Below are 23,457 nucleotides of genomic sequence, written 5' to 3'. Positions count from 1 at the left end.
CGGCGGCTCGGTCGCTCGAACCTTCTGATTGCCAACTGGTAGGAACGTTCAATCAGGTCCGTGTAGTGCGGTACCACATGGCAGCCCGACGGCCGGCGCGACCGCGCTCGACGCGTACCGCGATCGCCTCCGCGAGACACCTACCTGCCCGGAGTGTGGGTACGTCGACGACGGTGCCGACTGGAGGACCGCGTACCACGAACGCCGCCTCGTCTACCGGCACGACTGCCCCCGCTGTGCGGCAGTCGACACGCGTGTGATCCGGTTCGACGGCGCGAGGTAGCGATCGCGAGCAGAGCGAGCGATCTGGTCGATCGCCGAACCGGCTGCTGACCTCCTCCGTGCTCGTCCCGCAGCGGATGGTAACGCTTAGGCTCGCTTCCCTCTAAGATATTTCGTGACATCTGCAGGCGATCCGGCGTCACGCGGCGTCCTCCTGATCACGGTCGACTCGCTGCGTGCCGACGCGCTCGGACCTCATACGCCGACGCTTCGCGATCTGGCTCGTCGCGGAACGTCGTTCGAAACCGCCGTCGCGGGCGGCAACTGGACGCCGTTCTCGTTCCCGGACCTCCTCGGCGCCCGCGCCGTCTTCGCCGACGCGTCGACGCCGGGCCCCGCCGCGGACCCGACGCTCGCGGAGGCGCTGTCGACCGCGGGCGTGCGTACCGCCGGCGTCAACGCCGGGAACGGCTTCCTGACGGAGTACTACGGCTACGACCGCGGGTTCGACGCGTTCGAGTCGTTCCTCGACGGCGCCCGCACGCCGGTCGGCCGCTTCCTCGCGACCCACCCCACGGTCAACGGCTGGGTGCAGTACCTCGGCTGGCCGCTCGGCAGCGCCGCCGCGAAGCTGCGCGGGCACGAGCGACGCCACGCGGTCGACACCTCCCACCTCCACGCGCTCGAGCGTCGGGCGCTCGACGCCGTCGACGACGCCGCGGCCGACGAGGATCGTCCGTTCTTCCTGTGGCTCCACTACATGGACACGCACACGCCGTACGTCCCCGCGCCGCGACACGTTCGCGCGGTCACCGACGGCGAGGTCGGGTCGTTCCAGACGCTGCTGGGACACCTTCGCGCCGGACTCGGCAAGGAGGTCGACGAGCGGACGCTCCGTACGCTGCGGGCGCTGTACGACGCCGCCGCCCGGCAGGTGGACGAGTCCGTCGAGCGCGTCCTCGAGGAGCTCTCGTCGGCGGGTCTGCGCGAGGAGACCACCGTGATACTGGCGGGCGACCACGGCGAGGAGTTCCTCGACCACGGCCACCTCGCGCACTACCCGAAGCTGTACGACGAGCTCGTCCGCGTCCCGTTCGTCGTCGACCACCCCGGCGCGCCCGCCCGACGCGAGTCGGCGCCGGTGCCGCTGCGGGACGTCCCGCCGACCGTCTGTGACGCGCTGGGGCTCGAGCCGCCGGCGGCGTTCGCCGGCGAGAGCCTCCTCCCGACGGTGACGGAGGCGACGCCGCCCGAGCGGGGACCGGTCACCTCGATCGCTTTGCGGGGCGAGTCGGTGACGAGCCAGCCCATTCCTCGCCGGCTCGGCGACGGCACGCCGCTCGTCTCGGCCCGAACCGAGGAGTGGACGTACATCCGCGAGCCGGACGGCGCGGTCAGTGTGTACGACCGCAAACGCGACCCCGGGGAACACGAGCCGGTCGGACGCGACGCGGTTCCGCGCGAGGCGCTGCGATCGCTCGAACGCGCGGCGGACGATCGGCTCGCGCTCCTCTCGGACGGCAGCGAAGCCAGCGATATTCACGGTGATGGCGACGACGGCGACGAGGACGTACCTGACGAGATCGGGCGTCGCCTCGACGCGCTCGGCTACCGCTGACTGCCGATCGCTGACCGCTGACCCGTCGTAGTTTTCGACGAGATCGATCCGAACGTATTTGTACGAACCCGAGACAGCGAACGTATGGTCGAGGCGTTCGCGGTTGCGAGCGGGAAGGGTGGCACCGGCAAGACCACCACGACGCTCGCGCTCGGCATGGCGCTCGCGCGGCGGTACGACGTGACCGTCGTCGACGCCGACACGGGCATGGCGAACCTCCTGTTTCACGCCGGACTCGGGGACGCTCCAGTCACGCTCCAGGACCTGCTCGCGCCCGACGCGCGGGACGCGGACGGCGCCGCGATCGACGTACACGACGCCTGTTACGACCGTCACGGGATGCGCGTCGTCCCCTGCGGCACCAGTCTCGCGGGGTTCGAGCGGTCGGACCCGGCCCGCCTCCGGGAAGTCGTCGCCGAACTCGCCGCCGACACGGACGTGCTCCTCCTCGACTCGCCGGCAACGCTCGCGTCGAAGTCAGCCGTCCTCCCGATCGTCCTCTCGGACCGGGTGGTCGTCGTCACCCAGCCCACGATCCCCGCGCTCTCGGACGCGCTGAAGGTCCAGGAGTACGCCGCCTCCTACGGGACGGGGATCGCGGGCGTCCTGTTCAACAAGGTCCGCGGCGACCTCGGCTCGGTCGGCACGCAGGCCGAACGCTACTTCGAGGGACCGATGCTCGGGTCGGTGCCCGACAGCGACGCCGCGCGGGCCGCCCGCGACGCCGGCGAGCCCCTCCTCGCGCACGCGCCCGACAGCGACGCTGCAGAGGCGTACCGCGCGGTCGCCGCCGGGATCGACCCAGAGCCGAACGCCGCCGGCGACGTGGCCGATCGCTTCCGGAGCGCGGTCGTCCCCGAGCGGCCATGACGGGCGAGCCGACGCCGCCCTCGGCGGCGCCGGTCCGCGAGCGCCTCCCCCGCGGCGACCTCGTCGGCGCCCGCGTTGCCACCGACTTCGCCGCGCCGCTGGCGGCGTCGCTCGACGACGACCTCACCGGCTACCTCCGGCTCGAACCCGGGGACGCGTTGCTCGGTATCGGCGGAAGCGAGGCCGTGATCACGCTCGAATCCGGAGTGCCGGTGCTGGCGTACGACGCCGGCGGTGACGTCGACGGTCCCGCGGCGCTGGCGGCGCTGGCGGGGACGACGCCCGTCCGTGTGGAGCGCTACCGGCTCCCCGCCGACGCGCTGGACTCGCTCCACGATCCGACGGCCGACGGGAACGACCCGTTCCGCGTCGCGCCCGGGGCGCCCGCGCGGGAACTCGCGGGCGACGACGCCCTCGCCGAGCGGACCCGCGAGGCCGCGCCGGCCGAACGCCGCGCCGCCGGCGGCGACCACGACGCGCTGGCGGCGTTTCTCGCCGACGAGGAGCGCGTCGAGGCGGTCCGCCGGGAGGCCAGAGCGGAGGCGCGAGCCCGCGCCGACGAGTGGGGGCTCGGCGATCAGCTCGCGGAGTGATCGAGCGAGCTACGGTCGTCGGGCTCCTGTGTCCGGCAGTGACGCTGCTTCGACTGCTGGCCGCTCGCGAGGTCGCGGACTTCGCCGAGTGGTACCGCGCGGGCGCCGAGTACACCGACCGCGTCGCCGACGGAATGGACTTCGACCGTGCCGGAGCGAACGCGACGGGCGCGGACCCGCTCGCCGAGCCGGCGGAGACGGTCGCGGCGCTGCGCGAGGGACGGACGGATCTCCCGCCGGAACCCGCGCGGGTCGTCGCCGCGACGTATCTCGGCGACGCCGCGTTCGGCCGGCCGTTTCTCGCGTACACACCGCGGTGGTACCGCCTCGCGCTGGCGGGTCCGGTCGCGCTGGCGGCGCGTCGCCTCCGGCGGATCGCGGCCCCGTTCAGTGAGGGGGTCGCTACCGTCGGCGGCGACGCCCCCGACCGCCCGTCGCCGGAGCCCGCGTACACCGCTCCCTCCGATCTCGCGGTCGACGCCGACGCGGTCGCCGCGGTGCGCGACGCCGGCGGGTTCGAGGCGTTCGAGCGGTCGTTCGTGCTCGCGGACGCCGTGTTGCACACCGAGTGGTTCGCGCACGTCGCCGACGCCGCCGGGATCGTGGTGCCACAGGATCTGGTCGACCGCACGGTCCGCGAGTCCGCCGCCCACTACACCGGCGGTCGCGAGTCCCTCTCTCCCGACGTACGGCGGTTCCAGCGGCTGCTCTTCGCGGACGACGCCTGGGTCAGGGACATCGACGCGAGCTACCGGCTGAATTCGGCGCTGTTCGGGGTGTGGGAGCGGGTTCTCCGAGAGGAACGGCGGCGGCTCGACCGCGCGAGCCGGAACTGACTGCGGTCGGGAGGCAGCGTGGGACCACTAGGGACCGAGGGGACCGAGCGTCGACAGTCGTCCGGTCAGCGGCCGGTCGGTTCGCTCGCGTCGGCCGCGCCGGTCGCGTATCCGCGACCGAGCGCCAGCGCGGCCACGTGGGCGAGGATCAGGCCGGCGACGAGGAGGGGCCGTGTCGACGTGGCGCCGGAGGCGAGCGCCGGGAGGTACGCCAGCGGGAGGAGGGCGGCCAGCCAGAAGGCGATCGCCTCGGCGGCGCGTGCGGCGCCGTCGAGCCCCGCGGCCGCGGAGGTGATCGTTCGACGGGCGAACTGCGGCGCCGACACGTCGTCGGCGTCGGGGACGGGAACGGAGGGTGTTCGGTCGGTGGTGGACATGGGTCGGGCGTGTCCGATGCATGGACTCACGACCACCTATACCCGCCAGACCGTTGGCGGCGCTTCACTCGTTCACGGAGCGTTCACGACCGTTCGCGGTCCGTATCTGGGTCTTCGGGCACTGTTTATGACCGTTTCTCCTCGCCCGAGACGGTTTATCCGGGCTGTTCGGCAGGTTATGGAGGATCCTAACTCCGGTCGGCGGTTCGTGACAGCGGTCCGCGCGACTCGTGGGGTCGAACCGCACGCTTTCCGGCGATGTCCGCCGGGAGGCGAGGGCTTTGGACGGCTGGAATGTTTCGATTCGTATGAACCTCCCCTCCGCGCGCCGCCCCCGCGTCGATCGCGGGACGGCGCTGGTCGGACTCGCGGCGGTCACGCGAGTCACCGCGGGGGCCCTCCTCGGCACGTCGCTGGCGGTCCACGTCGGGCGCACCGGGTCGGCGCTCGAGGTGTCGCTGCTCGCGACCGCGTTCTCGCTGGGTATCATCCTGTTCGCGCCCGTGTGGGGCGCGTTCGCGGACGTGACCGGTCGTCGGAAGCTGATCCTCGTCGGCACCGGTCTGGGCGCGACGCTCGCGCTCACGCCGCTGTTCGCGGTCGACGCGGTCGCGAACGCCGCGTCGGCGACGCTTCCCGTCTCTGTCGATCCCGTGTGGATACAGGTGCTCGTGCGCGGCCTGTACGCCGTCTTCATCGCCGGCTTCGGCCCCCTGATGTTGACGGTCGCCTCCGAACGCGGCGGCCCGGCCGGCCGCGGGAAGTCGGTCGGCTCGTACAACGCGTTCACCGCCGCGGGGTCGGGGGCCGGGCAGTTCACCTCCGGCCTCCTCCTCGGCGCGCTCGTCCCCGGCGACGTGTACCTCGTCGTCGCCGCCGTCTCGCTGCTGGCGACCGTCGCCGTCGCCCTCGTCGACCCAGGGGACACGGCGCCAGATCCGGACGCGGAGTCGCTCCCGCGGGAGATCCGCTCGCGGCTGCTCCCCGCCGCCGGCGAGCGCGGTCACCTCTCGACGAACGGGCTCGGGTGGCTCTACCTCGGATTGTCCGCCCGGCAGGCGACCGTCTCCGGCGTCGGCGCGCTCATGCCCGTGTACATCGTGGCGACGCTCGGGCTCCCGGAGGCGTGGATGGGCGCGGTGCTGGCGTTCAACCCCGTCTCGCAGACCGCGCTGATGTACTACCTCGGTGGGGTCGTCGACGACCACGGGCGCAAGCCCATGATCACGCTCGGGATGGCCGGCTCGGCGGTCTTCGGCCTCGTTGCCGCCGCGGCGGTGTTCGCGCCGGGCGGTATCGCCGCCGCCGGCGTCGTCGCCCTCGGCTACGTCACCCTCGCGGTGGCGTTCTCGGCGATGTGGACCGGCTCGGTCGCGTTCGTCGCCGACGTGGCGCCCGAGAACCGCGAGTCGGAGCTGATGGGACTGGCCTCGACCGCGCGGTCGGTCGGCGGCGTCGTCGGCCCGCTGGGCGTGGGCGCGGTCGCGACGGTCGCGGGGTACCCGACGGCGTTCGTGGCGGCGTCGGTGCTCGCGCTGGGCGCCGCCGCCGTCGTCTCGCTGCGGGTCGCCGAGAGTCGGCCGGCAGTCGCGGGCGCCGGCGTCGCGACCGGCGTTCCCGCGGACGACTGATCTCCGGTTCCGCTCCGCCGGGTGCTGCCTCCTGTCGCCGCGCTGCCGACCGATTTTTGCGCTTCGGGGTCGACCGCCCGTCCATGCGAGACATCGACGGCGACGCGGTCGCGATCACGGGCGCGAGTTCGGGCATCGGCGCGGCGACGGCGCGGACGCTCGCGGCGGCGGGCGTCGACCTGGCGTTGGGCGCCAGACGCGAGGGTCGACTGGCGGACCTCGCCGCGGAGTTGCGCGACGAGCACGGCGTCGCCGTGGAGGCGATCGCCGTCGACGTGACCGAGCGCGAGCGCGTCGAGGCGTTCATCGAGGGCGCCGCGGAGGCGTTCGACGGGCTTGACGGCGTGGTCGTCAACGCGGGGATCGGCCTCGACGGCGACCTCGACACGATGTCGATGGACGACTACCGAACCATGATGAGCGTCAACGTCGACGGCGCGTTCCACACCGCTCGGGCGGCGCTTCCGCACCTCCGCGAGTCCGAGGGGACGCTGGTGTTCGTCGCCAGTTTCGCCGGCGAGTACCCCCGCCCCGGCAACCCGGTGTACGCCGCGAGCAAGTGGTGGGTACGCGGCTTCGCTCACAGTCTCGAGGGGAGCGTCGGGCCAGACGGCGTCGCCGTCAGCGTGATCAACCCCACCGAGGTTCGCACCGAGTTCGCCAGCGAGCAGGGCGAACCCTTCGAGGAGCAGTTCGACTCCGGGGACGTGACCGACCCGGATGCCATCGCCGACGGAATCCGCTTTTGTCTCTCCCAAGAGGGCACTGACACCGTGAGCGAACTGGACCTGTACCGCCGCGACAAGTTCGCCGGGTGGTAGGCCGGCGGCGGCCGCCTCAGAACGTGATGATCTCGTAGTCGTCGTCGACGAGGCTCCGAATGCTCGGGTGGCCGTCGTGGTCGTCGACGGTGACGAGGCCGGCGTCCTGTACCGCCTCCTCGACGCCGAACGCGCCCGCGCAGTAGTCACAGACGGCGGTGTCGTCACGGACCGTCTGGTACAGTTCGTGGTAGTCGCTGTCCTCGTCCTCGAGCTCCGGGATCCACTGCGTCCCCGCGCCGTCGAAGATGAGTTCGAGTTCGTCGTCGTCGTTCTCGGCGAACTCCTTGGCCGCCTCCAGTCCGTTCGCGAGACGACCGAGGTTCTCGTGTCCGTCAGTTCCTGCCAGAACGATGATGGCTGCCTTCGTCATGCGAAGTACGGTACCGCAAGCCGACGGTTAACTCGACTGTGGCCGTGCGGCGGCGGCGCGCTCGGGCAGTGTTTTTATCTATCCGTTCGCGCCGTCGGATCGACCGATCGTCCGCGTCGCGTCGGTTTCGGAACGAGGTAGCGTACGCGATCGTATTGTTACGCGTTGTCAACACTCATCGTACGGGGCCCGAATGCGTGATCTGGCGGGCCTGCACCGGCGCGTCGGCGTTCGAGACACAGCGCGATGTGTGGCTCGGCGCAAGCTTCCGGCAATGGGCGAGTCGGACGAGGGGTCCGATCCGGGACGTCAGTCGTCGCTGTCGTCCGCGTCGCCGAAGATCCCCGCGGCCTCCAGCTCGTCGAGTTCCGCCTCCGAGTAGCCCAACTCCGCGAACACATCGCGGTTGTGCTCGCCCAACAGCGGCGGCGCCCGGTCGAAGCCGCTCTCGCCGTTCGCGAACTTCAGCGGGTGCTCGATCACCGGGATCTCGCCCAGTTCGGGGTGTTCGATCTCCGAGACGGCGCCACGGGCGTCGACCTGCGGGTTGTTCAGCGCCTCCTCGACCCCGTACACCGGGCCGGCGGGGACGCCGCCCTCCTCGGCGACGATCTCGATCCACTCGTCGGTCGTCCTCTCCGTGAGCGTCGCCTCGATCTCGGCCTCGAGGGCGTCCTGATTGGCCACACGGTCGGCGTTCCGCGCGAACCGCTCGTCAGCCGGGAGATCCGGGCGGTCGATCACCTCGCACAGTTCGTGCCACAGCTTCTCGTTGAGGATGCAGACGTTGAGGTAGCCGTCGGCCGTCTCGAACGTCTGGTACGGCGCGAGTACGGGGTCTTTGGTCCCCATGCGTTTCGGCTCCTCGCCGGCGAACACCTGCCCCGCCTGCTTGGTGAGCCACGGCAGCGTCGCATCCAGCATCCCCAGGTCGATGTACTCGCCCTCGCCGGTCCGCTCGCGGCGGTACAGCGACGCCATTGCGCCGAAGCCGGCCCACATCCCCGTGATGAGGTCGGTCATCGGGACGCCGACCTTCACGGGCTGGCGGCCTTCCTCGCCGGTGACGCTCATCAGCCCGCTCATCCCCTGAATGAGCAGATCGTACCCCGAGCGCTTCGCCCACGGGCCGGTCTGTCCGAACGCCGATATCGCGAGGTAGATGAGCCGGTCGTTGTACTCCGAGAGGGTGTCGTAGTCGATGTCGAGGCGCTCGGCGGTGCCCGGGCGGTAGTTCTGGACGACCACGTCGGCGTGCTCGACCAGCTCGTAGAACGCCTCCTTCGCGCGGTCGTTCTTCAAGTCGAGTTCGAGGCTCCGCTTGCCGTAGTTGACCGTCCAGTAGTACGGCGACTCGCCCTGGATGAACGGCGGTCCCGTGTGACGGATCGCGTCGCCGTACCCCGGCTGCTCGATCTTGATCACCTCGGCCCCGAGGTTGGCGAGCATCGCCGAGCTGAACCCGCCGGTTACGAACGTCGAGAGATCGAGAACCTTCACGCCCTCGAGCATCTTCCCCTGCGTCGGTGGTGAATCTGTGTCGGTGTCGGACATTGTTGTGTTCCGTCCCGCGGGATCTCTCCGCAGGGTCTCCGTCTCCTCCCGTTTCGCTTACCGCTCGGTTAAGGTTTCGGCGGTCGTTCACACACGTCGTGAATTCCGTTCCCGACCTCGCATCGCCGTCGCGGTACCGATCCGACACGGTCGCCGACCCCGAACGGGTACTGCGTCGTCCGGTCGCCGGCGCGCGCTTCCGCGGGTTCGCGGGACCGCTCCCTTTGGGCCGATCCCGGATCGTCGACGGACCGGAAGGCTGACGAACGGATCGGCCACAACTGATTTCCTCTCCTGTCATATTGATATGCTTCGGAGCCATGTGGTAGGTGTATGTCAGTCGGATGGAGTCAAGCCGTTCACGTATCGCCGCTCCAAGTGACACAGTCGGAGGTGTTCTCACAGATCCAGGGCGACGTGTTGCTCAGTTCCTCGCTGTGGGCGAACATCGCGCTGGCCGGGCTGTCGGCGCTGCTGTTCGTGTACATGGGTCGGAACGTCGAGTCCTCCCGGGCGAAGCTGATCTGGGCCGCGACGCTCATGATCCCGCTGGTGTCGATCTCCAGTTACACCGGGCTCGTCTCCGGGCTGACGGTCGGCGTGATCACGATGCCGGTCGGACATCCCTTGGGCGGCCAGGAGGTGTTGAGTCAGTGGGGTCGCTACCTGACGTGGGCGCTGTCGACGCCGATGATCCTCCTCGCGCTCGGCCTGCTTGCCGACGTGGACCGGGGAAGCCTGTTCACGGTGATCGCCGCCGACATCGGGATGTGCGTCACCGGTCTCGCGGCCGCGCTGGTCACCTCGTCGTACCCCCTGCGGTGGGCGTTCTACCTGATCAGCTGTGCGTTCTTCGCGGTGGTGCTGTACGCCCTGCTGACCGAGTGGGCCGACGCCGCGACCGCCGCCGGCACCGACGAGATATTCGACACGCTCAGGGTCCTCACGGTCGTCCTGTGGCTCGGCTACCCGATCGTGTGGGCGCTCGGCGTCGAGGGGCTCGCCGTCGTCCAGTCGGTCGGCCTCACGTCGTGGGCGTACTCGGCGCTGGACATCCTCGCGAAGTACGTGTTCGCGTTCCTGCTGCTCCGGTGGGTCGCCGCGAACGAGTCGACCGTCGCCGCCGGCGGGCCCGACGGGACGGAGAGCGCCGCGCCCGCCGACGACTGACCGACCGTCGGGTTCCGACCGGTTCCCGATTCCCGATCGACCGCTTCGACCTCGGCTCCGCCGGCGCTATTCTTTCGGCAACCGGGCGACGAACTTCCCGGGGCCGCGCTGTTCGACCTCGTAGCCGTCGGCGTCGAAGTCGTCGACCTCGGCGTCGAACTCGTAGAACAGGGGCTGCGGGTCGTGGTCGTTGATCAGTTCCAGCGACTCGCCGGCGTCGAGGTCGGCGAACGCGTTGTGGATCGTCGGATGTCGCTTCGCGGGCGGAATGTCACGGATGTCGATCGTTTCAGTTGGCATCTGCTCTTTCGTGTGGTCGCAAGCCCGGTAGCCTTCCCCCCGAACACCTTCGTCTGCGCCCGGCTCTCACTCGTGTTCGACGCGGACGCGCCATTCGTCCGGGGCCACCTGCGAGGATCGGTGGGTGAACCCGCGGCGGTCGAGTTCGCCGTACAGCGGCTCGGGATCGAAGCTGTTGACGATCACCAGCGTCTCGTCGCGGTCGAGATCCGCCAGCGCGCCGGTGATACGTTCGAACGGCGGCGCGTCGATATCACGAACGTCGAGCACCCGAGGGTCGTTCGTGTCGGTCGCGGGTCCCGTGTCGGTTCCGGTGCCGTCGGCGTCGGCGTGGGCCATACTCGGAGGTTCGCGACGGAGCCGATTGGTCGTTCGCCCGATGATGTTCGAGCACGGTACGGCGTCGAACCGTGATCGACCGGACCTCCAGATCCCGTGGACGGTTCGCGGTCGCTAGACGCCTCCCGGACTACCGGCCAGCAGCGCCGCGTCGACGAGCAGCAGGACACCCAGCGCGGCGGCCGCCAGCACGTACGGACGGGCGACCTCGGCAGCCCCTCGCGCGTCGGCGTCGTCGTCCAGCCCGAACCGCTCGATCGTGTGCCGGCCGAGCCCCATCCGGGAGCCCTCCGCCATGCGCATTCGATAGACGCCGAGTTCGACGAGGCCGTTCATCACCCCCCACAGCGCCACCATCCCGAGGACGAGGTGGCCGCGGGTTGTCCCGAACAGCCGGGGGAGGGGATACAGTCGCCAGATCTGGTAGCCGCCGGTCACGGGCAACACGACGCCCGTCACCCGCGTCGTCTGTAGCAGCCAGTCCACGGAGCGGCCGAGGCCCGGGGCGGACAGGTCGCCGCGGCGTGCAGCCGGGAGAACCGCCACCGCCGCGTACGCGACGCCGCCGGTCCAGAGCCCGCCCGCGACGACGTGGGCGACGTACGAGAGGGCGAGGAGTACGCTCACGTTCGAGGGGCGTTCCGCCGCATGCAAAAACCCGATCGGCGCCCGCGCTGCCGCGGAGTCGGGTGTTCCGTCACGGACGGGTCGGACCCGCCACGCGGTCGACCCCGCCGTCCGCACGGCGGCACCTTACCGGACCCGAAGGACGACCGTCAGCCTCGTCGTGCCCGCCTGCTCGGTCACGCGCACGTCGAACGCGATCGCCAACAGCGTCGCCTCGCCGGCGCGTTCCTGCACGACGACGCCGTCGACCACGTCGCAGGCGCCGAACGCGCGGTTCGGGCCGTCGGGGCAGTTCCCCGTCGCCCACGCCCTCGCGGCGGTCTCGTTTCGTGTCACGTCAACGGCGACCGTCTCCGACAGCCGGGCGGTCTCGATCCCGCGCACGTCGCTCGCGAGCGCCGCGTCGAACGTCGCAACCGCCCGCTCGCGCCCGCTCCACGGGTGCCGGCCGACCGCGGCCGAAGCGTTTTGCGCCGCCCGATCGAGCGCGCGAAGGGTGTCCTCGCCCGGGGTGTCGCGCTCGGCGGTCGCGGCGACGTCGGGGTGTGCGCCCAGCGTGAGGTACGCCAGCGCCATCGGAACCAGCGCGGCGGCGGCGACGGCAGCCGCGAGCAGCACCAACTGCGCACGATCGCAGTCCTCCCGGCGACCGTTCATACGTACCACACCCACAACACCACCTCTCCCCCGGCGGTCGTGACCGACGCGCGGCCGGTGGCCACCCCGTTCGGGCGGTCGAAGCCGACCGCGCCGTGTGGGGTTTCCACGCGAAACAGGAGGTTGTCCCCGAGGATCCGCCGCACTCGATCGCGCAGTGCCTCGCGCTCGCGCTCAAACGCCGCCGGCGATCGAGTCACCTCCCCGAGCCGCGTATCGCCGGCATGTCGCGGCGGTTCCTCGGCGAGCACGGTGCCGGCGTCGTCGGCGTACGCGTCGAGTTGTGCCTCCGCGGTCGCCGGTGCGGGCAGCGCCAGTCCGAACGACGCCGCGACCGCCAGCAGGAACGCGACGCCGACGGCGACCTCGACGACGGGAAGCGAGAGCTGAGCGCGGTCCGACACGGCACACACCGAACGCGATTCATCGGGCATCGACTCGCACCTCCAGGGTGGCCTTTCGGGTTCGCTCCGGGGTCGACGTCACTACGACGGTCCCGGTCGCGTTCGCGTCGAACGAGATCGTGAGCGTCTCCGACCGGCTGACGGACACTGTCCGTGCGCCGCGGAGTCCGCCCGGTCGGTGGAGGACGATCCGGCCGTTCGCCCGGACCGTCTCCACGTCCGCCTCGGCGAAGTCGAGCCGCACGCTGTCGGTCCGCCGGGGAAGCGTCACCGCGCCGTCGGCGGCGACGGTCAGCGTTCGCTCCTCGACGGCCGAGACGAGGACGATCCGACGGAACGAGACGCCGTCGGCCGGGTCGCCCCGCTCGACGACCGGTCGGCCGTCGACCCGGACGACGAAGGCGGCGTCCGTCAGCGGCGGCGCGAGCGCGACCAGTCGTTCGGGCGAGAGCGTATCGAGCGCGCTGGCGTTCAGGACGTTCTTTCGTCGCGTCACCGGCGAGTCGGCCGCGATCAGCCGCTCGGTCGAGGCGACCGCCGCGCGCCGATCGGTCGGCTGGCGGTCGGCGCCCGCGAGCGCTCCTTCGGCGAGGCCGAGCGTCACGCCGACCGTCGCCGAGAGGACGATCAACGCGGCGACCAGCGCCGCGAGGTTCGCCTGCCCGCGGTCGGGCGATCCGTCGACTCGTCGCCGAGCCGGTCGGATCATCGGCTCACCAACTCGACCGAGAGTCGGCCGTCTCCACCGGCGACCGTGATCACTGTCTCGGCGCCGCTGCGCCACGTTCCGCTCACGGACGCGACGCGTCCGGGAAGCGCGAGCCGGAGCGATCCGCCGACCGACGGGTTCGGGTGGTCGAGTCGGACACGCCCGTCGCCGGCGACGACCCGGTAGCTCGATCCGCGGATCGTCGCCGGGAGGTCGACGCGGCGCTCGACGCGAACCGACGCTGCGCGGGGCGGAACGGCGTTCTCGATCTCCGTCGCGGCGCCGGCGAGCGCCCGGTCGCCCACGCGGTCGGCCGCGGCGTCGCGGTAGTCCGGAACCGCGCCGCCGAACAGCGCCGTCGACAGCCCGCCGACGAACAGCAAGACGAGTCCGATCTCTAGCGTTTTCGAGACGATCGGCGTCACCGCACGATCGCGACGATCGCCGTTCCGAGCGGCGGCGTCGACGCGACGCGGCCGGGTCGGACCGTCCACGCGAGGCCGGCGGGCCGGACCGCCCTCTCCAGGCCCCCCGGTCATCGTCCCCCCTCCACGTGCAGCCGATGGACGACCAGATGGAGCTCACGCGAGCCCGGGAACCGCGCGACGACGCTGTCGACGCCGTCGTCGTCGAAGTCGCGAACGGTCGTGACCGCGCCGCGTTCCTCGAAGAACGCCCGCCACGGGCGCGGCGTGGCGGTCTCGACGGCGACTCGCCACTCGCCGTCGCCGTAGGCGCTGCGGTCGTGGCTGACCCGCGTCGACAGGGGAACGCGCCCGCCCCCCGCATACGAGAGGCGCGCGTCGCCGAGGACGGCGACGCCGACGACCGTCGTTCCGGCCGACGTTGCCAGCGGAAGGTCGGCGTCCATGACGGCGTTACCCGGGGGCCCCCGCACGACCGCGCCGGCGACGAACGCCACGCGGTGGCCGTGGCTCGCCCAGACCACGCCGCCGACCTCCAGTCGTCGGACCTGGCCGCTCTCGTTCAAGATCCGGACCGTCCGGTTCACGGTGTGCAACCGACCGTCGCTGAACGAGACGGTGCCCCGGTGATGGCCGGTCACCTCCACGGGTGCGAGGGCGGCATCGAGGTCCGCCGAGACCCGGCCGGCATCGACGCCCGCGGTGTTCGACTCCACGACGGTGCCGACGGTCGCCGTGAGGCCGGCCATCGAGACCGCGGTGATGCCGAGCAACAGCGCGATGCCGATGACGTGCGACTGTGCCCGACGGTCGCCGCGGCGGTCGTCGCCCCCGTCGGGGCGACTGCCGGCGATCACAGCAACCCCGCGACCGCGAACACTGCGTAACACACGACGACGAGCGCCCCGGAGTGCAGGAGCATCGCGTAGCCGCCGCGACCCGCGGCGCCCGCGAACAGCCCCGAGGAGAGGACTGTCGCCTGTGCGACCACGTAGAACCGGCGGCGGTCGCGCTCGGGGTCGACGGCCGTCGGGTCCAGCGCGCCGCCGCCGGTCGACAGCGACGCGAGATCGGAGAACCCGTCGAGCACGGTGAGGTTCACCGCGACCACGATCCCGACGACGAGCAGCGCGGTCGTCCAGCCGACGGCGACGTACACGAACATGTTGGCACGGAGCGCGCGCTTCTCGTGGTAGAGCCGGCCGACCTCCGTCTGCAGGGTCTCGAACACCGCGTCCGCGTCGCTGCCGGCGTCGAGCGCGCCGGAGACGAGTCCGATCGTCTGCGCCGCCAACGGTGTCCCGACGCGCTCGGTGAAGCGCCTGAGCGCCTCAGTCTGGACATCTTCCTCGCGTCCGCCACTGATGCCGAGCGCGAACGCGAGGTCGGCGACGTCCGGGTTCAACCGACCCAGGTCCACGTTCCGGGCCGTGTGTTCGACCGCCGCGGCCAGCGGATCGCCGAGGGCGACGCGACCGGCGACGGCGTGGACGAAGTCGCTGATCTCGCGGTCCTTCGCGTCGTCGATTCGCCCGCGACGCAGCGCCACCCCGCCGACGGGGACGGCGTAGGCCGCGTAGCCGAGCAGCGCGGCGTTCACCGGGTCGACGCCGCCCGCGAACAGGCCGCCGAGCGCGACGACTCCGACCGGTGTGAGCGCGATCGCGGCGCTTGCGGGGTTGCTCGGAACCGACCGCAGCAACGACGACAGGTCGCTCGGGGGCGCGTGGTGTGCTCGCTGGCCTGTCGGCCGGAGTTCGGTGACGAACGCGGCCGCGGCGACGCCAACGACGAGGACCGCCCCGGCAGCGCCGTACACCGCGATCGCACGCCTGGTGGCCGTCCCGATTGGCGTCACGATCTCCGCGGACAGTCCCGGCGTGAGCACGCTCATCACCGTGAGGACGATGACTAACAGCGCGGGAAGCACGAGCAACACCACGAACAACTCCGCGACGAGCTCCATCATGTCGGCGTTGCGCTCGCGGGTCTGCTCGCTCCGGTGGCCGAGCATCCGCGATTCCAGCGTGAGGTACCCGCTCAACGCGTCCTCACCTTGTGCGGCGTGCTCGCGGAACTTCAGTAGGAACGGGGCGAGCGCGTCACGCGACGGCGTGTCGCGAGCGACGCGGCCGATCCCCTCGTTCAGGCTCCCCGTGAGGGTGGCCGTCGTGAGCGCCGCACGGATCGAGACCGCGGTTTCGCCGTACGCGTCGTTGTCGGCGACGCGCCGCAGCATCGCTCGCGGCCCGTCGCTCCCCGACGACAGCGCGGTGAGGAAGCGTGCCGCGCCCGGAAGCGTCCGCTCGATGCCGGTCCGACGCGCCTTCGTCCGCCACCGGAGCCGAACGCCGGCCAGTCGGACCGTCGCGTACTTCGCGGCGGTCCCCGCGAGGCCGGCGACCGCGGCGGCGACGTACAGCGGCGGGACGGCGCCGACGCCGATGTACGCCTCGCTCTTCGCCGTGATAGCAGCCGTGATCGGGGACGAAACCGCGGAAACGATCACGAGCGTCCAGCCGGTGACGAGCGCACACACGACCCACGAGAGGCCGTACGCTCGTGCGACGTACACGTCGAAGCTCGTCGACATCGCCGCCCCGCGGTGGCGCTTCCGGTCGGCCGCGTGGCGGCGGGTGTCGGCGTGACGTGAGAACAGTGTGTACAGCGCCCGGTCGAGCACCGAGAGATCGTTGCCGCCGTCGATCCCGACGCGCGCACGGGACGACGACTCCGACTCGCCCGACGAGGTGCCGCCTCCGGAGGCGAGATCGCTCACTGACGATCCTCCTCCGCGTGTTCGATGTCCGATCGGTCGGCCTCCGATCCGTCGGGCCCGTTCGGCCGTTCGCGGTCGGTGTGGCGCCCGCTACCGGCCGCAGTATCCCCGGCAACGGAGTCCGCGCCGTCGGTTGCCCCGTTGCGCGCGGTCGTCTCCCGCCGAACGCGCTCGACGGTCGCCGCCTCGTCGGTGCGCAGGTCCGCGAGGAAGTCGAACGTCTCCTCGACGTCGGTCACGTCCTCGCGGACGAGATAGCGGACGTAGCGGTGCTTCCGGTGGAACTCCCGCTCGACGGCGTCGACGGTCCGGTCCGTTCGGTCGGCGATCCGGTGGAACACCCGGTGATCGAGCCGGCGGGTCGCGTCGCCCAACTCCGAGTGGTCGTACGCGAACGAGAAGTCGCCGTCCGGGCCGCGGTCGAGGACTTGGTTCCAGCCCACCGTGGTCCCGTCCTTCTCGACGACGCCGCCCGCACCCGCACAGTCGTCGAACGCGCCGCCGTCGCTCAACTCGATCGCCTCGCTGACGTAGCGGTCGCCGTCGGCGTTGTGCGGGAAGACGACGAGGTCGATCTCGCCGAGGAGGTACGGCGGAAGCCCCTGTTCGATGACCCGGTTGACGAGCGCGTCCACGTCGTCGGCGTGGGTGGTGCCGAGCACGCCGTGGCCGGTGTTGAGGCTCTCGCCGAACGTCTCGAACGACTCGGGGGTGTTCACCTCCGCGATCACCTCCACGTCGGGGTTGAGGTAGTTCGTCTCGGTCATCAGGTCCGCCATCGTGACGCGCTTGAACTCGTTCTCGTGGTCGCGCGTCGTCAGCGAGATGCCCGTCTCGTGGGGAAGCGACACCTCCCGGCTCCCCTCGTCGATGGAGACGGGTCGGGCGTCGAACGGGATGAACGGCGTGTGGGCGTTCATCAACGTCGTCTTCCCCGCGCCGGTCGGGCCGGAGAACAGGACGACGCCGCGGTGCTCGTACAGCATCCACAGGAGCGTGACGAGTTCCGTCGGGAGCGTTCCGGAGTTCACCAGATCCACCGGCGTGTGCGGGTCGCTCGACTGCTTGCGCACCGAGAGGTGCGGGCCGCCGCCCGAGATGACCGGGAGCGCGACCGCACACCGGATCGTCTCCGGGACGCCGTCGAGGTCGACGTTCACCTTGGCGCTGGGGTTCGAGGCGTTCAGCTCGGTCCCGTCGAGCGCGGCCAGCTGGGTGACGACGTTGACGAACTCCGTCTCCGAGTCGAACGCGAGGTTCGTCGGGACGCGACCGTCGGCGTCCGCCCCGGCCCGTGGAACGACCTTCACGCGCTCGCCGACGCGGTTCGCCTCCACGTCCTCCAGGTGAGGATCGCGAAGCGGTATCGTGAGGACGCCCTGTCCGACGTAGTCGCGGAGGACGTAGTACACGAGGTCCGCGAGCCGGTCCGGGGCGTAGCGGGAGTCGACCGGCGGCACCGCGAGATCGTACTCGGCGAGGGCGGACCGAACCCGGAAGCGGGTCGCGTCGAGCCACGCGCGAGTGTCTCGGGCCGTGAGTCGGCGGGAGAGAAACCGGCGGGCGCGTTCACGCACGAACGCGGCCCGATCCTCGACGACCTCGGTCGCGGTCGTCTCCCAGACGCGCTCCTTGCACTCGGCGATGAGTTCCTCGTCGCCGGGGAGCAGCGGCGGTTCGCGGACGGCGTACTTCGTCGCGAACCGGTCGTCGCCGAGGAGTCGATCGCGGTACACCGCGACCTCGACCGCGAACCCTTGGAAGCTCACCTCGTAGGTCCGCAGGCGCTCGCTGGCGACCCGACCCACGTACAACGCGTTCACGGGCACCTCGGTGACGGCCGGCGCGAAGTCGCTCGTGTGGACGACGACTCGCCCGTCCTCGCCGCTCACGTCGGCGACCTCGACCCGATCGTCGAGCGCCATCGGCGTCACCCGTCCGAGCAGTCGGAACTCCCGAAGCGTGTGGTAGTCGACGCGCCGGCGCAACGCTGGCGTCGCGTCGACGAGTCTGTCGAGCGCGCGTTCGTACTTCGGCTCGAAGCCGGCGTCGGCGCGCTCGAGGGCACCCGCCCGGGTGAGCGGTCGGCGGTGCTGCCCCGCGTCGAAGCGGTCGGCGACGCGCTCGACCGCCCGCTCGCCGGCTGGGCCGAGGCTCGGCTCGCGCGTCTCGTAGCTGAACTGGCTGCCCGCGGCGCCGCGCCGCTCGCGGACGGTGGCGACGACGCCCGGATACGATTCGTACTGCGCCCGCACGTCCGGCGCGTACCAGGCATCGGCGGAGTCGGGCGGTTCGGGCGCCGGCACGCTCGGCCGATCGCCCGTCTGATCGGTCATTACCACATCTGGCTCGATATGGTATTTAGTACTTTACATTGAAAATTAATGGTTGTCGAAGAGGAGATAACTGTGCGGCGGATCGTCGAACTCCGCACGTACTACGACTCCGGCGATATCGACGATATCGGTGAGACGGCCCCGGCTCGGAACCGGGAGAGACGACCGAGCCCGTGCTCTGCGTGAGCGCTCCGTCGGTTCCGGCGAGAGTCGCGTCCGTCAGTGTCGCTGGCGCGCCGGTCGACCGGGCGGTCACTTGTCGGCGAGCGCGTTCGCGCCCGCCGGCGTGCGCTGATGCACCTTCTCACGGTAGACATTCCCCCGCACTCCCCCGGGGAACTGACCGCCCGACTTCTCACCCCTCAGAACCCGTCGATCGCCGGGATGCCCTCGGTGCCGAAGTCGGTCATCGCCGAGAGCTTGTCGTTCATCTCATCCATCGACACCGTCTCACTAACGGCGGACAGAGCGATTGTCCGAAGCCGAGGGTCAAAGCGTCCGTGCCAGCGCGTGTCGATGGAACCCGATCGCCGCCTCCCGGCCGACTTCGGGGTACATCGGGTTCGTCACCGCGCCGGTCGAGTCGACCGCGGTGTCCGCGATCGCGAGCGCCCGGGCGAGCGGGTCGACCTCGGGGTACCGACGCACGGCCTCGTAGCCGGCTCGAAACGCCGCTCGCTCCGCGCTCGGGTCGTCGAGGTACCAGTCGACGACGAGGTACTCGACCTTCGCGACGGCGAGCGCGGCCGGTGCCGCCATCGGCGACTCCCAGTCCAGCACCGCGGCGACGCCGCCCTCGCCGACGAGGGCGTTCCCCGGTCGGAGGTCCCACGGGAACAGCACCGGCTCGGACACCCGCCCGGCCGCGTTCCGCACTGCGTCGCCCGCGGCCTCGTCGAGTCGTCGCCGGATCCGGGCGGCGACCGCGTCGAACGCCGGCGGGAGTCGGTCGAGCGCGGCGCGTCCGTAGCGCCCGAGCCACGCGACCGGCTCCGTGTGCTCGTGAACCCCGAGCGTCGATACCGTCGCCTCCGTCGGCCATTCCTCGCCCGCCCACTCCTCGCCCGTTGGCTCCACATCGCCGAAGCTCCCGAAGGTGGCGGCGGCGTGGATCTCGCCCAGGTACCGCCCGAAGGAACGAGCGATCTCGCGCCGTCGCCCGGGATCGAGACCCGCGAACCGCTCGTGGAGGTCCTCGCCTCGCACCAGTTCGGTGATCACGTACGCGTCGTCGCCGGCGAGGCCGCCGGCGAGCACCGTCGGCACGGGAATCGACGTCGCGTCGTCGATCGCCATCGTCACGGCCGCCTCCGACCGGAGCGCGTCGACGTCGCCGCCGGTCTGCACGACGACCGGCGGGCCGACCGTGAACTCGACCACGGCGGTCGCCTTGCGGTTCCCGCGCCGAACCGGCGAGACCGACGCGACGTCCCGTTCGGGGAACGCCCGGCGCACGGCCGCCCTCGGGTCAGTCACCCGCCTCACCCGGGTACTCCAGAACGGTGTCGAACGCGTCGAGCGAATCGAGCGTCCACGTCGGACGGTACCCCTCGTCGTCAGCATCCGGATCGGGCCGGAGCCAGACGGAGTCCAGTCCGGCGGTGAAGGCACCGGCGACGTCGTACTTCAGGGAGTCCCCGACGTAGACGGCGTCCGCCGGCGCGACGTCGAGCGCCCCGAGCGCGCGGTCGAACGGCTCGACGTGGGGCTTTCGACGCGGGAGATCCCCGGCGTACACGACCGTGTCGAGACGCTCGGCGAGTCCGAGCGCCTCGACCTTCGGTGACTGCCTGCTCCGGGGTCCGTTCGTCACGAGTCCGGTTCGAGCCGTCTCCCGGGCGCCGTCGAGGGCCGCCTCCGCGCCGGGCGTGAACTCGACGGCACCGTGGTCGACGGCGGCGACGAACGCCGTCGACAACGCCACCGGGTCGACCCGCCGGTCGTGGATAGTCGCCAGCCTGGCGAATCCCGTCGCGAGATACCCCACGTGGTCGTCGGGGTCCGGCGGGCCGTCCAGCAGCGGCCAGAGCGCGCCCGGCTCGCCGAACGGGTCGATGCCGACCGACTCGAAGGCAGCCTCGTACGCCGCCGTCACGTCCCCGGTTTGCCGGCAGAGCGTCCCGTCGAGGTCGAAGAGGACAGCCTCGTATCTGTTCACGCTCGTGACTTCGACCGACCGAATAAACCAGTTCGGTCGCCGGCGGGTGTCGGGGACCGCCTCCGTGCGGCGCCCAGGCTCGCGGCCGGGATCGAACCTTTGTCGACCGCGCACGTGTTCGACGTATGTCGCGGATGGACTCGGAGGCGGTGATGCGCGCGTGGGACGAGGTCGCCGCGACGTACGCCCGGCGTCGAGACCCGGACGGCTCCGACGCCGCGTTGATCGACGACCTGCTCGCTGACCTCCCGCCGGCGCCGCTGGTGCTCGACGCGGGCTGCGGCGACGGGGCCCGCACGCTCGCGAACCTCCCCGACGACGCGGTCGGCCTCGACGTCTCTCGGGCGGGGCTGGCCCTCGCACGCGAGCGCGCTCCCGGGAGTCGACTGGTTCACGGCGAGATGAGCCGTCTCCCGATTCGGACGGCGAGCATCGACGGGATCACGGCCTACCACGCCGTCTTTCACGTCCCGCGGGAGGACCAGCCGACGGTGTATCGTGAGTTCGCTCGGGTGCTTCGCCCCGGCGGCCGCCTCCTGATGACCCTGCCGGGCGGGCGCTACGAGACGGTCCGCCGGGGTTGGATGGACGGGGACATGTTCTTCTCGACGCCCGGTCGGGAGGCGACGCTCGCACAGTTGGAAGACGCGGAGTTCCGGGTCGACCGGACCGTCACCGCCGACGACCCCCTCGGGAGCGGCACCGAGTTCGTCTTCGCGATCCGGGAGGATTGACATCCTCTCCGCGCTGAAAGGGCGAGGATTCCCACGGTACCGCACCGCTGGGTTGGGATGGTTACGATTTGTAGCCACCCCGACGGACAGCTACTGGCTGTGCCACCCAGCCGGTACTCCTATCCCGGCGTGGGATTCGGAGATACTTTTGGTGACTGCACCCCGTGTTCCGGGCAGAAGGGGGTGCCTTCTGCGTGGAATCAGGGAATCCCGATACTGTCCGATTAAGCGGGCGGGCAGGCCGCCTCGGTTGGCTGTTAGTAGGGTGATGAGTTAGTTAAACCATCGGTTTGGGTAGTTCGGACGGTGTTTGCGGAGAGGTGTCGGATTCATACCCGCGCTAAAGCACGGGACTTTCTCCTCGTACTTCCGTAACGGTTTGTCGGTGGGTTTCGACATCGACAGCGGGTCTCAACGACCGCGGTCCGAGCGCGAACGCGGGTCCCGGAGGGACGCCCCTGACCCGTTTCCCGGGACTCGGGGACAGCTGACTGTAACCACCGACCGTGATCGCCGGCGGCGTTTTGTGGTGCCGGTGCCTCCTGACGGCCGTGCTCGGACTACGGTACGTCTCCTGTGACCGGTGCGGGCTCGTCCACGCCGACCTCGACGAGCCGGCGCGCTGTGCGCGTTGCGACGGCGACGATTTTACCACGGTCGTCGCCGATTCCGGGCGGGACTCACTCGCCGCCGACGCGGCGTACTTCGCCGGATCGATGACCGACGGCGGCTGACCGGCAGTGTCGCCCGCCGGTGGTATCACTCGTCGTCGACGGCGTGCTCGCGGAGTGTCTCCAGTGAGACCTCCTCCAGTACCGCCTCGTTCGTCGCCGCGAGCACGACCGGCGGCGCGACGCCGGCAGCTCGCGCCTCCTCCCAACGCGGCAGACAGAGACACCACCGGTCGCCGTCGGACAGGCCCGGGAACCCCAGGTCCGGCCGCGGCGTGACCAGATCGTTGCCGCGGTCGCGCGAGTAACGGAGGAACTCGTCGGTGACGACCGCACACACCTCGTGGCGTCCCGGGTCCCGGGCGAGGTGACGACAGCGGCCGTCACGAAGAAAGCCGGTCTCGGGGTCGGCGCTGCACTCTCGGAGCGGTTCGCCGAGGACGTTCCGCTCCGGTTCCTCCGCGTCGGCGCCGTCGTCGTCCGTCCGTGGTTCGGTCATCCCGGACGGACGAACGGACGCGACGATGAAAAGGCCGCGCCGGACGGCGGCGGCGACCGCGGCCGGAACACCGAAGTCCCAGTCCCCCGATACCTCGTTCGATGCCCTCCCTGCTGGAGCGACTGCTCGGAGCCGACACGCCCGACGAACAGGTCGACATCGAATCGCGTCAGGAGACCGCCGATGAGGCGCTTCGGGACGCCGTCGACCGCGCCGGCTATCCGGTCGAGGACTGCGGGATCACCGCCGTCGCGGTCGTCAACGAGGGTCCCGACGGCGAACCGGTCGTCGTCCCGGTCGCACGGTTCTCGCTCGGCGAGCACGTCGAGCAACCGGACCGCGACCTCGTGTGGGACCTCGTCGGCGAGGCCGCCGCCGCGATCCACGAGCCGTTCGAGGACGTGTTCGTCCGCCACTACGACGTGCAGTTCACGTTCGATGGGGACGAGCTGTTCGAGGCTGAGGAGTGTCGACGGGTGCTGCTCACCACGGATCTCGTCGACCGCTTCGCGACCGACGCGGGCTACTCGGTCGCGGACCTCCGCGCCGCCGTCGAGGCGGCCGACGACATCGACGACGAGGTCGCCCCCGTCGCGTGGGGCAAGCCGGTCGATTACAGCCGGAGCGACGACGCCGCGGTCGTGGTCGGCGGGACGGCCGCCGCGGCGGCCGCGAGCGCGAGCGCCGCCAGCTGTGCGGGCGCCGGCGCGGCGGCGGCGGGCGCGGGCGGCGGCGCCTGCTGACCTGACCGCAC

The 23,457-nt window shown here is 71.1% G+C and carries 27 protein-coding genes; 11 read left to right on the top strand and 16 right to left on the bottom strand.

Translation table 11 applies throughout. The features are described 5' to 3' along the window. The first annotated feature begins 28 nt into the window (after positions 1 to 28). From K6T25_RS15760 to K6T25_RS05010, 5 genes are all read left to right on the top strand, one after another. Positions 29 to 283 (top strand): HVO_0649 family zinc finger protein, encoded by a 255-nt coding sequence (locus K6T25_RS15760; protein ID WP_345778230.1) that lies wholly within the window; start codon positions 29 to 31, stop codon positions 281 to 283. A gap of 114 nt (positions 284 to 397) precedes the next feature. Beyond that, complete coding sequence (locus K6T25_RS05025) at positions 398 to 1,840, top strand: sulfatase (protein WP_222916999.1); 1,443 nt, start codon at positions 398 to 400, stop codon at positions 1,838 to 1,840. Positions 1,841 to 1,924: 84 nt separating this feature from the next. Further along, positions 1,925 to 2,710, top strand: a complete 786-nt coding sequence (locus tag K6T25_RS05020; protein WP_222916997.1) for a nucleotide-binding protein — start codon at positions 1,925 to 1,927, stop codon at positions 2,708 to 2,710. Then, a complete protein-coding gene (locus tag K6T25_RS05015) occupies positions 2,707 to 3,303 on the top strand; it encodes a DUF8054 family protein (RefSeq protein WP_222916995.1) in 597 nt (198 codons plus the stop codon). The genes K6T25_RS05020 and K6T25_RS05015 overlap by 4 nt, the downstream gene beginning before the upstream one ends. Next, entirely contained in the window at positions 3,300 to 4,139 is an 840-nt protein-coding gene (locus K6T25_RS05010; protein WP_425600878.1) for a DUF8116 family protein, read from the top strand. Before K6T25_RS05015 ends, K6T25_RS05010 begins: the two co-directional genes overlap by 4 nt. 65 nt (positions 4,140 to 4,204) lie before the next feature. Here the strand turns inward: K6T25_RS05010 and K6T25_RS05005 are convergent, their stop codons facing one another. After that, on the bottom strand, positions 4,205 to 4,516 hold the full coding sequence (locus K6T25_RS05005) for a DUF8028 family protein (RefSeq protein WP_222916994.1): 312 nt from the start codon (positions 4,514 to 4,516) through the stop codon (positions 4,205 to 4,207). Between the two features lie 308 nt (positions 4,517 to 4,824). Here K6T25_RS05005 and K6T25_RS05000 point away from each other — a divergent pair, with 308 nt between their 5' ends. Both K6T25_RS05000 and K6T25_RS04995 read left to right on the top strand, forming a co-directional pair. Then, positions 4,825 to 6,147 carry an MFS transporter gene (locus K6T25_RS05000; protein WP_222916993.1) on the top strand — a complete coding sequence of 441 codons (1,323 nt, stop codon included), beginning with the start codon at positions 4,825 to 4,827 and terminating at the stop codon, positions 6,145 to 6,147. An 83-nt stretch (positions 6,148 to 6,230) separates the two neighbouring features. Then, the gene (locus tag K6T25_RS04995) at positions 6,231 to 6,968 is read left to right on the top strand and encodes an SDR family oxidoreductase (RefSeq protein ID WP_222916992.1); all 738 of its coding nucleotides are present in this window, start codon (positions 6,231 to 6,233) and stop codon (positions 6,966 to 6,968) included. 16 nt (positions 6,969 to 6,984) lie between these two features. Here the strand turns inward: K6T25_RS04995 and K6T25_RS04990 are convergent, their stop codons facing one another. Beyond that, a complete protein-coding gene (locus K6T25_RS04990; protein WP_222916991.1) occupies positions 6,985 to 7,341 on the bottom strand; it encodes a hypothetical protein in 357 nt (118 codons plus the stop codon). Between the two features lie 309 nt (positions 7,342 to 7,650). Beyond that, entirely contained in the window at positions 7,651 to 8,895 is a 1,245-nt protein-coding gene (locus tag K6T25_RS04985; RefSeq protein ID WP_222916990.1) for a CaiB/BaiF CoA transferase family protein, read from the bottom strand. Positions 8,896 to 9,228: 333 nt separating this feature from the next. Here K6T25_RS04985 and K6T25_RS04980 point away from each other — a divergent pair, with 333 nt between their 5' ends. Next, the gene (locus tag K6T25_RS04980; protein WP_225917809.1) at positions 9,229 to 10,065 is read left to right on the top strand and encodes a bacteriorhodopsin; all 837 of its coding nucleotides are present in this window, start codon (positions 9,229 to 9,231) and stop codon (positions 10,063 to 10,065) included. Positions 10,066 to 10,131: 66 nt separating this feature from the next. Here K6T25_RS04980 and K6T25_RS04975 read toward each other — a convergent pair whose 3' ends face one another. The 12 genes from K6T25_RS04975 to K6T25_RS04920 form a co-directional block, all read right to left on the bottom strand. Beyond that, entirely contained in the window at positions 10,132 to 10,365 is a 234-nt protein-coding gene (locus K6T25_RS04975; RefSeq protein WP_222916987.1) for a DUF2249 domain-containing protein, read from the bottom strand. 66 nt (positions 10,366 to 10,431) lie between these two features. Beyond that, positions 10,432 to 10,704, bottom strand: a complete 273-nt coding sequence (locus K6T25_RS04970; protein WP_222916985.1) for a DUF2249 domain-containing protein — start codon at positions 10,702 to 10,704, stop codon at positions 10,432 to 10,434. 114 nt (positions 10,705 to 10,818) lie between these two features. Then, a complete protein-coding gene (locus K6T25_RS04965) occupies positions 10,819 to 11,331 on the bottom strand; it encodes a copper resistance protein CopD (protein WP_222916983.1) in 513 nt (170 codons plus the stop codon). A 126-nt stretch (positions 11,332 to 11,457) separates the two neighbouring features. Further along, positions 11,458 to 11,988 (bottom strand): DUF7261 family protein, encoded by a 531-nt coding sequence (locus tag K6T25_RS04960; protein WP_222916981.1) that lies wholly within the window; start codon positions 11,986 to 11,988, stop codon positions 11,458 to 11,460. Continuing rightward, positions 11,985 to 12,422: a DUF7262 family protein gene (locus tag K6T25_RS04955; RefSeq protein WP_222916979.1), complete on the bottom strand. Its 438-nt coding sequence runs from the start codon at positions 12,420 to 12,422 to the stop codon at positions 11,985 to 11,987. Before K6T25_RS04955 ends, K6T25_RS04960 begins: the two co-directional genes overlap by 4 nt. After that, positions 12,412 to 13,101 carry a DUF7263 family protein gene (locus tag K6T25_RS04950; RefSeq protein WP_222916977.1) on the bottom strand — a complete coding sequence of 230 codons (690 nt, stop codon included), beginning with the start codon at positions 13,099 to 13,101 and terminating at the stop codon, positions 12,412 to 12,414. The genes K6T25_RS04955 and K6T25_RS04950 overlap by 11 nt, the downstream gene beginning before the upstream one ends. Next, positions 13,098 to 13,595, bottom strand: coding sequence for a DUF7266 family protein (locus tag K6T25_RS04945; protein WP_225917808.1), 498 nt, complete (start codon positions 13,593 to 13,595; stop codon positions 13,098 to 13,100). Before K6T25_RS04945 ends, K6T25_RS04950 begins: the two co-directional genes overlap by 4 nt. Before the next feature lie 41 nt (positions 13,596 to 13,636). After that, positions 13,637 to 14,383, bottom strand: a complete 747-nt coding sequence (locus tag K6T25_RS04940; protein ID WP_225917807.1) for a DUF7289 family protein — start codon at positions 14,381 to 14,383, stop codon at positions 13,637 to 13,639. Further along, a complete protein-coding gene (locus K6T25_RS04935; RefSeq protein WP_222917857.1) occupies positions 14,380 to 16,233 on the bottom strand; it encodes a type II secretion system F family protein in 1,854 nt (617 codons plus the stop codon). The genes K6T25_RS04940 and K6T25_RS04935 overlap by 4 nt, the downstream gene beginning before the upstream one ends. Positions 16,234 to 16,301: 68 nt before the next feature. Next, positions 16,302 to 18,641, bottom strand: coding sequence for a type II/IV secretion system ATPase subunit (locus K6T25_RS04930; RefSeq protein WP_222916975.1), 2,340 nt, complete (start codon positions 18,639 to 18,641; stop codon positions 16,302 to 16,304). Positions 18,642 to 19,130: 489 nt separating this feature from the next. Further along, positions 19,131 to 20,117 carry a phosphotransferase family protein gene (locus tag K6T25_RS04925; RefSeq protein WP_225917806.1) on the bottom strand — a complete coding sequence of 329 codons (987 nt, stop codon included), beginning with the start codon at positions 20,115 to 20,117 and terminating at the stop codon, positions 19,131 to 19,133. Then, on the bottom strand, positions 20,110 to 20,799 hold the full coding sequence (locus K6T25_RS04920) for an HAD family hydrolase (RefSeq protein ID WP_222916972.1): 690 nt from the start codon (positions 20,797 to 20,799) through the stop codon (positions 20,110 to 20,112). The genes K6T25_RS04925 and K6T25_RS04920 overlap by 8 nt, the downstream gene beginning before the upstream one ends. Positions 20,800 to 20,933: 134 nt before the next feature. Between K6T25_RS04920 and K6T25_RS04915 the strand changes: the two genes are divergently transcribed. Both K6T25_RS04915 and K6T25_RS04910 read left to right on the top strand, forming a co-directional pair. Next, positions 20,934 to 21,533, top strand: coding sequence for a class I SAM-dependent methyltransferase (locus tag K6T25_RS04915; RefSeq protein ID WP_222917853.1), 600 nt, complete (start codon positions 20,934 to 20,936; stop codon positions 21,531 to 21,533). A 551-nt stretch (positions 21,534 to 22,084) separates the two neighbouring features. Next, on the top strand, positions 22,085 to 22,267 hold the full coding sequence (locus K6T25_RS04910) for a hypothetical protein (RefSeq protein ID WP_222916970.1): 183 nt from the start codon (positions 22,085 to 22,087) through the stop codon (positions 22,265 to 22,267). 25 nt (positions 22,268 to 22,292) lie between these two features. On the opposite strand, the gene K6T25_RS04905 is transcribed toward K6T25_RS04910, so the two are convergent. Further along, positions 22,293 to 22,703 carry a DUF2237 family protein gene (locus K6T25_RS04905; protein ID WP_222916969.1) on the bottom strand — a complete coding sequence of 137 codons (411 nt, stop codon included), beginning with the start codon at positions 22,701 to 22,703 and terminating at the stop codon, positions 22,293 to 22,295. A gap of 101 nt (positions 22,704 to 22,804) precedes the next feature. Here K6T25_RS04905 and K6T25_RS04900 point away from each other — a divergent pair, with 101 nt between their 5' ends. Next, positions 22,805 to 23,446, top strand: coding sequence for a hypothetical protein (locus tag K6T25_RS04900; protein WP_222916968.1), 642 nt, complete (start codon positions 22,805 to 22,807; stop codon positions 23,444 to 23,446). The last annotated feature ends 11 nt before the right edge of the window (positions 23,447 to 23,457 follow it).

The sequence above is a fragment of the Halobaculum rubrum genome, from assembly GCF_019880225.1.
GTDB lineage: Archaea > Halobacteriota > Halobacteria > Halobacteriales > Haloferacaceae > Halobaculum > Halobaculum rubrum.
Note: the sequence above shows the minus strand (reverse complement) of the source record. Positions and strands in the feature narration are given on the sequence as shown.

Coding starts and splice junctions, on each gene's coding strand:
- K6T25_RS04995 (WP_222916992.1), top strand. CDS start 6,231: ATGCGAGACATCGACGGCGACGCGGTCGCGATCACGGGCGCGAGTTCG.
- K6T25_RS04960 (WP_222916981.1), bottom strand. CDS start 11,988: ATGAACGGTCGCCGGGAGGACTGCGATCGTGCGCAGTTGGTGCTGCTC.
- K6T25_RS05000 (WP_222916993.1), top strand. CDS start 4,825: ATGAACCTCCCCTCCGCGCGCCGCCCCCGCGTCGATCGCGGGACGGCG.
- K6T25_RS05015 (WP_222916995.1), top strand. CDS start 2,707: ATGACGGGCGAGCCGACGCCGCCCTCGGCGGCGCCGGTCCGCGAGCGC.
- K6T25_RS04915 (WP_222917853.1), top strand. CDS start 20,934: ATGGACTCGGAGGCGGTGATGCGCGCGTGGGACGAGGTCGCCGCGACG.
- K6T25_RS05020 (WP_222916997.1), top strand. CDS start 1,925: ATGGTCGAGGCGTTCGCGGTTGCGAGCGGGAAGGGTGGCACCGGCAAG.
- K6T25_RS04985 (WP_222916990.1), bottom strand. CDS start 8,895: ATGTCCGACACCGACACAGATTCACCACCGACGCAGGGGAAGATGCTC.
- K6T25_RS04950 (WP_222916977.1), bottom strand. CDS start 13,101: ATGATCCGACCGGCTCGGCGACGAGTCGACGGATCGCCCGACCGCGGG.
- K6T25_RS04970 (WP_222916985.1), bottom strand. CDS start 10,704: ATGGCCCACGCCGACGCCGACGGCACCGGAACCGACACGGGACCCGCG.
- K6T25_RS04980 (WP_225917809.1), top strand. CDS start 9,229: ATGTCAGTCGGATGGAGTCAAGCCGTTCACGTATCGCCGCTCCAAGTG.
- K6T25_RS04930 (WP_222916975.1), bottom strand. CDS start 18,641: ATGACCGATCAGACGGGCGATCGGCCGAGCGTGCCGGCGCCCGAACCG.
- K6T25_RS04975 (WP_222916987.1), bottom strand. CDS start 10,365: ATGCCAACTGAAACGATCGACATCCGTGACATTCCGCCCGCGAAGCGA.
- K6T25_RS04955 (WP_222916979.1), bottom strand. CDS start 12,422: ATGCCCGATGAATCGCGTTCGGTGTGTGCCGTGTCGGACCGCGCTCAG.
- K6T25_RS04990 (WP_222916991.1), bottom strand. CDS start 7,341: ATGACGAAGGCAGCCATCATCGTTCTGGCAGGAACTGACGGACACGAG.
- K6T25_RS05005 (WP_222916994.1), bottom strand. CDS start 4,516: ATGTCCACCACCGACCGAACACCCTCCGTTCCCGTCCCCGACGCCGAC.
- K6T25_RS04905 (WP_222916969.1), bottom strand. CDS start 22,703: ATGACCGAACCACGGACGGACGACGACGGCGCCGACGCGGAGGAACCG.
- K6T25_RS04900 (WP_222916968.1), top strand. CDS start 22,805: ATGCCCTCCCTGCTGGAGCGACTGCTCGGAGCCGACACGCCCGACGAA.